This window comes from Dialister sp. (assembly GCF_036343215.1).
GTDB lineage: Bacteria > Bacillota > Negativicutes > Veillonellales > Dialisteraceae > Dialister.
Map to the genome: position 1 here is coordinate 1 of NZ_JAZASU010000071.1, position 8,830 is coordinate 8,830.

At 48.3% G+C, this 8,830-nt stretch carries 6 protein-coding genes; 2 read left to right on the top strand and 4 right to left on the bottom strand.

Translation table 11 applies throughout. The features are described 5' to 3' along the window. Positions 1-1,074: 1,074 nt before the first annotated feature. The 4 genes from recF to dnaA form a co-directional block, all read right to left on the bottom strand. The gene (gene recF / locus VZT47_RS08090; protein WP_330224467.1) at positions 1,075-2,178 is read right to left on the bottom strand and encodes a DNA replication/repair protein RecF; all 1,104 of its coding nucleotides are present in this window, start codon (positions 2,176-2,178) and stop codon (positions 1,075-1,077) included. Continuing rightward, on the bottom strand, positions 2,147-2,359 hold the full coding sequence (locus VZT47_RS08095; protein WP_330224468.1) for an RNA-binding S4 domain-containing protein: 213 nt from the start codon (positions 2,357-2,359) through the stop codon (positions 2,147-2,149). Before VZT47_RS08095 ends, recF begins: the two co-directional genes overlap by 32 nt. After that, on the bottom strand, positions 2,359-3,474 hold the full coding sequence (dnaN, locus tag VZT47_RS08100; protein ID WP_330224469.1) for a DNA polymerase III subunit beta: 1,116 nt from the start codon (positions 3,472-3,474) through the stop codon (positions 2,359-2,361). The genes VZT47_RS08095 and dnaN overlap by 1 nt, the downstream gene beginning before the upstream one ends. Before the next feature lie 244 nt (positions 3,475-3,718). After that, a complete protein-coding gene (gene dnaA, locus VZT47_RS08105; protein ID WP_330224470.1) occupies positions 3,719-5,293 on the bottom strand; it encodes a chromosomal replication initiator protein DnaA in 1,575 nt (524 codons plus the stop codon). A gap of 502 nt (positions 5,294-5,795) precedes the next feature. Here dnaA and VZT47_RS08110 point away from each other — a divergent pair. Both VZT47_RS08110 and VZT47_RS08115 read left to right on the top strand, forming a co-directional pair. Further along, entirely contained in the window at positions 5,796-6,728 is a 933-nt protein-coding gene (locus VZT47_RS08110) for a polyphosphate kinase 2 family protein (protein WP_330224471.1), read from the top strand. Positions 6,729-7,440: 712 nt separating this feature from the next. After that, a complete protein-coding gene (locus VZT47_RS08115) occupies positions 7,441-8,436 on the top strand; it encodes a polyphosphate kinase 2 family protein (RefSeq protein WP_330224472.1) in 996 nt (331 codons plus the stop codon). The last annotated feature ends 394 nt before the right edge of the window (positions 8,437-8,830 follow it).

Genomic DNA, 8,830 nt, shown 5'->3' on the forward strand with positions numbered 1-8,830 from the left:
CAGCCGATTGACAGGTAAGATCGGAAATCCGGACAACGAGAACATATTCTCAAATGGGAGTTTATTTTTGTACCCAAAAAGCCGTCCACTAATCATAGTGGGCGGCTTTTTTGCGTTGAATTATCCGTGATCAGTTCGCAGTTCTCAGAAATCCGGTTCTTCGAGACTTTGAAAAATCAGCTGTCTTCGTGGCTTGTCATCGTTCGGGACTCAGGACATCGGAACTCGGGCAGGTGGCCGCCAAATTTATGAGGCGGCCTTTTTTTATATTTTGGACTGAATTCTTCGCAGCTTTGAATTTTCAGCTGTCTTCGAAGCTTTGCATCGATCGGAACTCGGGACACCGGGAATCGGGCAGGTGGCGGCACACAATTCATAAAGTGCCGCCATTTTTATATGGGCACCTGTGAGGGACTGACGAAACGTACCTAAAGAAAATGAGGTAAATGGTTCGCGAAAAGGCTCCCCTCCAGGCCCCCCGAAAAAGCCTCCCCGAAGTTCGGGCAGGCGCCGAAGGCGACGGAGGGGCTGTACTATCTTACAAGTCGAAAATGGGCTAAAAGGTAAACTCATCCCGGGGAGCTGCCGCGAAGCGGGTGAGGGGGAACTGCACATATAAGGAAAAATTCTCCCGGCAATTGTCATTCTTACCGTTTTCCGCTGATACAGCCTTGAAACGTTTCGACATGTTCGTCCTCCCACCGCTTTGCGGAGCCCTCCTCTCGAGGAGGGCCCGCATGATACCGATAGAGTCAAATTTCCATGTACCTTTCGTCAGTCAGCCCTATATGTGCCCTGCAGCGAAATTTCGGACAATGCCCCCGAAGCGGGCGAATGGATTTCCCCCTTCACGACAATAGTTCCAGTCGAACTGCCTCAAAACCAAAAGTCCCTATCGGCAGGCAAATTCCCCCTTCACGATAATGGTTACAGTCGATTTGCCTCAAAATCCTCAAGTCCCTATCCACAGGCAATTTCCCCTTCACAATAATGGTTACAGTCGATTTGCCTCCAAAACCCCAAAGTCCCTATCGGCAGGCAAAAAAAGTCTCTCTTCCAATTGGAAAGAGAGACTTATTCGTTATTTCCCAGATCAATGATTTTTCCTCCATCGGAGAGGATTTCCGTCCCGGTAACGATGGTCTGGACCTGATTTTTCATGAGGAAGTCAAGGAGCGCTTTTTTCCTCGCCCCATCGAGTTCGCTTCCTATATCGTCCAGGAGGAGGACGGGATATTCGCCGGTTTCCCGTCTGACGAATTCCATTTCTGCCATTTTCATGGAGAGGATGGCTGTCCGCTGCTGGCCCTGGGAACCGTAGGCGGAGATATCCAGATCATTCATGAGGAAAAGGCAGTCGTCCCGGTGGGGTCCGATGGAGGTATGGCAGAATCTGGCATCTTCTTCGCGGCGGGAGGAGAGCTGTTCCAGGTACCATTCCATGTCGAATCTTGGCGTTTCGCTTCCCTGCTGGAGGTAGCGGATTTCCAGTTTTTCTTTGTTGCCGGTGAGGATTTTTTCCATTTCCGGCACAGTTTCGTTCATTTTGGAAATGGTTTCCAGCCGTTTTCTCACGATATAGCAGGCGCCCTTTGCAATCTGCATGTCCCAGAGGTCGAGGTCCGGTTTTTTCCCGGAGAACTGGGCATTTTTCAGTGCCGCATTCCGCTGCTGCACGGCCCTGGTATAGCGTAGGATTTCTTCGTAGTACCGGGGAGAGACCTGGGATATTTCCATGTCCAGAAAGCGGCGCCGGAGCTGGGGCGCCCCTTTGATGAGCTGGAGTTCGTCCGGGGTGAAAAGGACGGTGCGGAAAAGGCCCACCAGTTCTTTTCTTTTGATGGGCGTATCGTTGATGAAGATTTTCTTGCCGTTTTCCCGGGAGAGACGGATTTTTATTTCCTGATCCACATGGTGCACAGTAAAGGTCAGAAGGATGGTGCCTTCTTTTTCGCCGAGGCGGATCAGTTCTCCGTCATTCGATGTGCGGAAGGATTTTCCTGCGGAAGCATAGTAGAGGGCTTCCATGAGGTTCGTCTTTCCGCTTCCGTTGGGACCTGTAATGAGGGTCAGGTTTTCGGAGGGCTCTATGGTTTTGTCCTGAAAGCTCCGGATCTGGATCAGCCGGAGGGATTGGCAGCGCATGTTATTCTCCGGTAATGCGGAAGGTTTCGTCATCGATGACGAGGGTATCTCCCTGGCGGATTTTTTTCCGTTTTTCGTGGACTTTGATGCCGTTCAGGGTGATTTTATGGGCTTCCAGATAGGCGCCGGTTTCTCCGCCGGAGGAAATATGGTCCGTTTTTTTCAGGAACTGGTCCAGCTGGATATAGTCTCCGTAGATTTTAATGATTTTCATCAGTTTCTTCCTCTCATTGGGGTGACGATGTAACGATAACTCTTGTCTTCTTCCTGTTCTACCAGGAGCGGTCCGTTTTTCAGGAGGTGAAGGATGACCGTTTCACCGGAAGAGTGTTTCAGGATGTCTTCGATATAGTTGCAGTTGAAGGTGAGGGAAATATTTTCGCCTGTCAGTTTCACCGGTATGGATGTATCGCTGCGGCCGATGTCCGGGTCTTCTTCGAAGATTTCCAGGGTATCTCCATCAAAATGGAAATTGATGGTCTGGTAGTTCATATCCCGGGAAATCGGGGATACGAAGCGGACGGCTTCGATGAATTCTTTCAGATTGAGGACGGCCGTGGCATCGAAACGTTTCGGAATGATGGCATGGAAATTCGGATATTCGCCATTGATCAGGTTGGCGATGAAATAGGTTTCTCCAAACTGGAAGGCCACGTGGTTTCTGGACCAGACGATTTTAATCTGCGCTTTTTCATCGTCCTGGGGAAGGAGTCTTACCACGTCGGAAAGGATGCCGGAGGGAACGATGATCCGTCCCTGGGCGGAAGCCGGTTCATCCAGGGAAATATCCCGGGTTGCCAGACGGTGGGTATTGGTGGCAGCCATGGTAAAGATGTTTTCGGTGATTTCAAAAAGAATGCCGGAGAAAAGGGGTTTCTGTTTGTCATTGGCTGCTGCATAGGAAACGAGGTTTGCCATTTCCACGAAATCTTTCGAGCGGAGGAAACAGTGATTCTGATCGTCCATTTCCTGGACATCCGGGAATTCTGCCTGATCTCTGGTGGGGAAACGGGCAATATAGCTGCCGCTTGTAAAAGTGGCTATACTTTCTCCGCTTTTCATGGTCATGGTAATATCTCCCGGAGGCATCATGCGGAGGGTAGACTGCAGCTGGCTTGCTGCAATGACTGCAATTCCATCTTCCTCGATGGATGCGGGACAGGAAGTCTTGATTCCGATGCTGTAATCATTGGCCTGGATCAGGATATTTCCATGAATGGCGGAAATAAAGAAACCGTTATTGGTATTGGAAGTGATTTTTGCCTGTGCTGCGCGCTGTACGCGGTCAAGGGCATTGCAAAGGTCCGATTTGTTGAAGATGACTTTCATGGCAGCTCCTTAATAAATACGATGAAATGAAAGAATATAGTAGTAGCCGCAATAGGCAGATGTGAATAAGTGAATAAGTCTGTGAACATCAGATTTTATCGGAGAAATCCCCTTGTAAGAAAATGGTGAATACCGGTTTTTGCTGTTCACAGTTTTCACAGATTTTCAGGAATTTCCTTTTTTTCACAGATTATCCACAAAATAATTGAAAGGATTGGCCTTCTTTGTTCACAGCGCATCGGGCTCAGCGGTTTTTCAGCAGTTTTTCGATGGCCTCTACATCTTCCCTGGTCTGTCGATCATTTTCCAGCCGTTTCTGGACCCGTTCGCAGGCATAGATGACGGTGGAATGATCGCCCACATGGAAAGCATCGCGGAGGGTGGGGAAGGAAATATCCAGTTCCTTCCGGCTGATGAACATGGCCATCTGCCGGGGGATGACGATTTTCTTCGGCCGGCCCCTGGCCAGCATGGCTTCCTTCTTGACCCCGTAATATTTGCATACCGTATCGATGATGAAATCCACGGAAAGTTCCTGCGGACTTTCCAGAGGAATCTGGTCCTTCAGGGCTTCCCGGGTAAATTCCAGGGTGATCGGCACCTGCTTGATCTTTGAATAGGTGAAAAGCTTTTTGAAAGCCCCTTCCAGTTCACGGACATTCGTATTGATATGGCTGGCGATATAGTCCACCACATTTTCCGGGAGGGAAATATGATTCTTCTCCGCCCGCTTCCTGAGGATGATACAGCAGATTTCATAGTCCGGCGGGGAAATCTGAGCCACCAGGCCGCTGGAGAAACGGCTCTGGAGACGGGCTTCCAGCTTTTCGATATCCGCCGGCGTGCGGTCGCTGGTGAGAATGATGTATTTCTTTTTATCGTACAGTTCGTTGAAGGTATTGAATATTTCCATCTTCGTGGAATCTCTGGATCCGAAGAACTGCACATCATCGATGAGAAGGAAATCCAGATTCCTGTACTTTTCGCGGAACTTCGGCATGGTATGCTTCTGGATGGCATCGATCAGCTCATTCGTGAAAGCTTCACTGGATACGAAAAGAACCTTCATATCCGGCCGCTTTTCATTGACATAATTGCAGATGGCATGAAGCAGATGGGTTTTCCCCAGGCCCGAAGGACCATAAATAAAGAGAGGATTCAGATTCTGGTCCCTGGTTTTCGGCTGAATTGCCGTTTCCGCGACCGCCCTGGCAGCCTGGTAAGCCATTTCATTGCAGTTGCCATGAACGAAATTTTCGAAAGTGAATTCCTTGTTCACCCGGCCCATGGAAAAAGAAGGTCTTTCCGGCTTCTTCGGTATATTGTCAAAAAGAGAGCCCTCATTCAGATTTTCCATATGATGAATATCCGGAAGGTCCACCTGATCCAGGGTCTTCGGGGTAAGCTCCGAGAAATCCGGTGGAATCAGCTCATCCTCCGGATTTTCCTTCTCCGAAAGAGGAAGAGGCTCCGCCTCCTTTTCGGGATGGAAACTTTCCGGGAACGGATCCTCCTCTGCCTGTGGAATCGTTTCCGGGGTCATTTCCGGAGCTGCCGGAGAGGCCTTTTCCGGCTCGCTTCCCTGGGCATACACATCGACAGAAACCGTCTTTCCCGTAATATTTTTTACGATTTCCACCAGCTTTTCCCGGTACATATTATTGATCCAGCGCACCAGGTAAGGCTTCGTCACCGAAAGCACCAGCTGCGTGTCGGACATGGAAAAAGGATAGACATCATTAAAGAACATCTGGTAATACTGATGATCCTTCTCATCAATCGCTGCCAGAACCTTGTCCCACAATTCGAAAATATCCATAGAAACTCCTGAAAGTGAATAACCTGTGAATTACTGTGAATTTCCCGCTGGAATTCCTGCCCCTTGAGACCGCGTGAAATCCGATACTATCTATATTTTCAGGCTTATGAATAAGCCTGTGGATAAGTGTATATTTCTGTGAATAACTATATTCTATCATGGATTGGGAACCTTGTGAATTCACAAGATAAGGGGAGAAAAATTGTGTGGAAATACTAGAAATAGTAGAAATATTGGAACCTGTTCCTTTGTGAAATACCGCTTTCTCCAGAGCCCGTGGGGAAAAACGGCATTTCTCAGACAATTTGCAGATTCTGTCAGCACAGGGGGAATTTATAGGGGAGTATAGAAAAGATTTTAGTTGTAATGCCGGGCTTATAGTTTTCTTTTTGAAAAATTAAAGTCAATCTCATATAAATTTTCTATATCAAATCCCAAACAGTCCTTAAAGTAAAGATTTATAATAAATCATGAGAGGGAAACTGTTTCAAAGGAGGATTCTATGGAAGAAATAACGGATGGAAAAATAGATATAGACCGTTACCGGGTCAAAGAAGGGGCCAAAGTCAACCTGAAGAAATGTCCCACCGGGTGCGATGTGGAAATCGACAAAGCCAGGGTGAAATCCCTGTATTTTCCGGAAACCATTGAAAAGATGAAAGACCTGCAGGAAAAACTCTATGCCCAGAATACCTACGGCCTCATCATCGTACTTCAGGCCATGGATGCTGCAGGAAAAGACGGCACCGTGAACCATGTATTTTCCAATCTGGACCCCGGCGGAGTCAAAGTGGTCTCCTTCAAACAGCCCACCACCGAAGAAAAAGATCATGACTACATGTGGCGCATCAATAAAGCCCTCCCGGGTCGGGGAGATATCGGCATTTTCAACCGTTCCCAGTATGAAGACGTCATTGTCACCAGAATCCACGATCTCATCGACAAAGGACAATTGCCCAAAGACCTCATCGATGAAAATATCTGGGAAGAACGGTATGAACAGATCAATAACTGGGAGAAATACCTCCATCAGAACGGTTTCCGCATGATCAAAATCTTCCTCCACGTATCGAAAGAAGAACAGCAGAAACGGCTCATGGACCGGATCGTCAATCAGCAGAAAAACTGGAAATTCTCCCTGTCCGATATCAACGAAAGACAATACTGGGACCAGTATCAGCGGCTTTATGAAGAAATGATTGCCAGGACCTCCAAAGACATATCCCCCTGGTACATCGTTCCGGCGGACAACAAATGGTACACCCGCTACGTAGTCGCCCGGATTACCCTCAAAGCTCTCAAAGACATCAATCCCCAGTTCCCGAAACTCGCCCCCGAAGTGGCTGAACAGCTCGAAAGATTCAAGAAACTCATCTCCACCGTAGACCTGAAATCCCTGGAAGAAATACAGGGAGCGATTTCGGCGAAGAAATAATCATTTTTTACTCTATGGACTGAGTCAGATGCGGTTTTCGTGGGTTAGCCTCATCACGGCACGCCCCGATACAGGCACCTTCGAGATTTCGTGATTCGTGGTTCGTGAAGGTGGCGGCCTGACGGCCGCAGAGTATGTATGGGGAATGTGCACAGGCGTGCGTGAAAAGCCCATGCAAGTCGAAACGTTCAGGCCCTCCCGGGTTTGGGAGGGTGTCTGAGCGCAGCGAAGACGGGTGGGTCGTACAATCGCTGCAAGGCGAAAATGAGGCTAATTGACGAAATGTACTTGTGAAAATTGACTCTATCGGTAAGGACGAGCCCCCCGAAAAAGCCTCCCCGAAGTTCGGGCAGGGTTCGGCAGACAGCACATATGACACTGATTAGTGAAATGGACTCCGGAAAAGTGAGAAAATCGGTACGCGAAAAGGCTCCCAGGGGTAGAGGAAATCCCGCGATAGCGGTGAGGGGGAACTGTACTTTCGCCAATAACTATTTACATCGAATATGCACGCCGAAGGCTGAATCAAAAAAGCGGCGCCCACCACTTTGCGCCGCACCGCCCCTGATCCCTGAAGCGGAAAGCAGTCTGTGCAGAGACAGGGGAAGAAGCTGATGGAACACAGGCAGTTGCAAGGAATCCCAAAAAAAGCTACACTGAAGAGAGCATATTTCGTATAACAATATTTCATATGTAAAAAGGGGAGAGAATTATGGAAGAGAAGGTAGAAGTCGAAGTCAGTAAGCCCTGTGAGGAAAAACCGAAGAAGCCGCTGGGAAATACGAAGATTGATATCGATCGCTATCGCGCGAAAGAAGGGGACAAAGTCAATCTGAAGAAATTCCCCACTGCCTGTGATCAGGATGTGGACAAAGAAGCCGTAAAAACCGTGGCATTCCCGAAAGCCCTCCAGGAATTATCCATCCTCCAGGCCAAACTTTACGCCCAGAGCACCTATGGACTTGTCATTGTCCTCCAGGCTATGGATGCAGCCGGCAAAGACGGAACCATCAAGCACGTATTCTCTCATCTGGACCCGAACGGCGTCCATGTAGTCTCCTTCAAACAGCCAAGCAGCGAAGAAAAAGACCATGACTATATGTGGAGAATCAATCGCGCCCTTCCGCGGTGCGGGGATATCGGCATTTTCAACCGTTCCCACTATGAAGACGTCATTGTCACAAGAGTTCATGACCTCGTGAAAGAAGGAAAACTGCCGAAAGAACTGATCGACAAAAACATCTGGGACACCCGTTACCGTCAGATCCGTGACTGGGAACGGTACCTGGGAGAAAACGGCTTCCCCGTAGTCAAGATTTTCCTCCATGTTTCCAAAGACGAACAGCGGGACCGCCTGGCAGAACGAATCCTGAACAAAAAGAAAAATTGGAAATTCTCCATGGCCGATATCAACGAAAGACGTTACTGGGACCGTTATCAGGAACTGTACAGCGAAATGATTACCGCCACCTCCACCGAAGATGCCCCCTGGTACATCGTTCCGGCCGATAACAAATGGTACACCCGTTACGTCGTTTCCCAGATTATCATCAAAACCCTGAAAAAGATCGCCCCGAAATTCCCGGAAATGTCCAAAGAAATCAAAGACCAGCTCGACGAATTCAGAAAACTCATCGAAAGCGGAAACGTGGGCATGATCAAGGAAATGCAGGACCTCATGAGCGGGGAAAGCAGGGAAGAAAAATAGTCATTAGCCGTTAGTGGTTAGTTTTTAGTTGTTAGAAATAAAGCCTCTCGGGCCATTTGGGCCGGGAGGCTTTTTGTATTGAAAATAGTATACCCTGATTATATTGGAAACTTTATGATAAAAAACTTTTGAATCGGGATGATCGGGGTTATCGGGAAGGTGGCGGCCTGATGGGCAAGTATATATGGGAAATTTACACAGTCGAGTGCGAAAAGCCCGTGCAAGTCGAAACGTTCAAGGCTCCCCAGGCCTGGTAATGGCAACAAAATAAGGACATCAAAAATCTAATATTGTGGATTTTTAGGTTTATTAGATGAAAATTAGCCTTCTAATCTATCCGACCTATCCTTAATGGGTAAATGCTCTGTTTTTGGGCGCACTAAAGGGACCCTGA

What these genes read in the sequence shown, in the direction of transcription:
- recF (WP_330224467.1), bottom strand. Translation starts at nt 2,178, where the DNA reads ATGACGAAACCTTCCGCATTACCGGAGAATAACATGCGCTGCCAATCC.
- VZT47_RS08095 (WP_330224468.1), bottom strand. Translation starts at nt 2,359, where the DNA reads ATGAAAATCATTAAAATCTACGGAGACTATATCCAGCTGGACCAGTTC.
- dnaN (WP_330224469.1), bottom strand. Translation starts at nt 3,474, where the DNA reads ATGAAAGTCATCTTCAACAAATCGGACCTTTGCAATGCCCTTGACCGC.
- dnaA (WP_330224470.1), bottom strand. Translation starts at nt 5,293, where the DNA reads ATGGATATTTTCGAATTGTGGGACAAGGTTCTGGCAGCGATTGATGAG.
- VZT47_RS08110 (WP_330224471.1), top strand. Translation starts at nt 5,796, where the DNA reads ATGGAAGAAATAACGGATGGAAAAATAGATATAGACCGTTACCGGGTC.
- VZT47_RS08115 (WP_330224472.1), top strand. Translation starts at nt 7,441, where the DNA reads ATGGAAGAGAAGGTAGAAGTCGAAGTCAGTAAGCCCTGTGAGGAAAAA.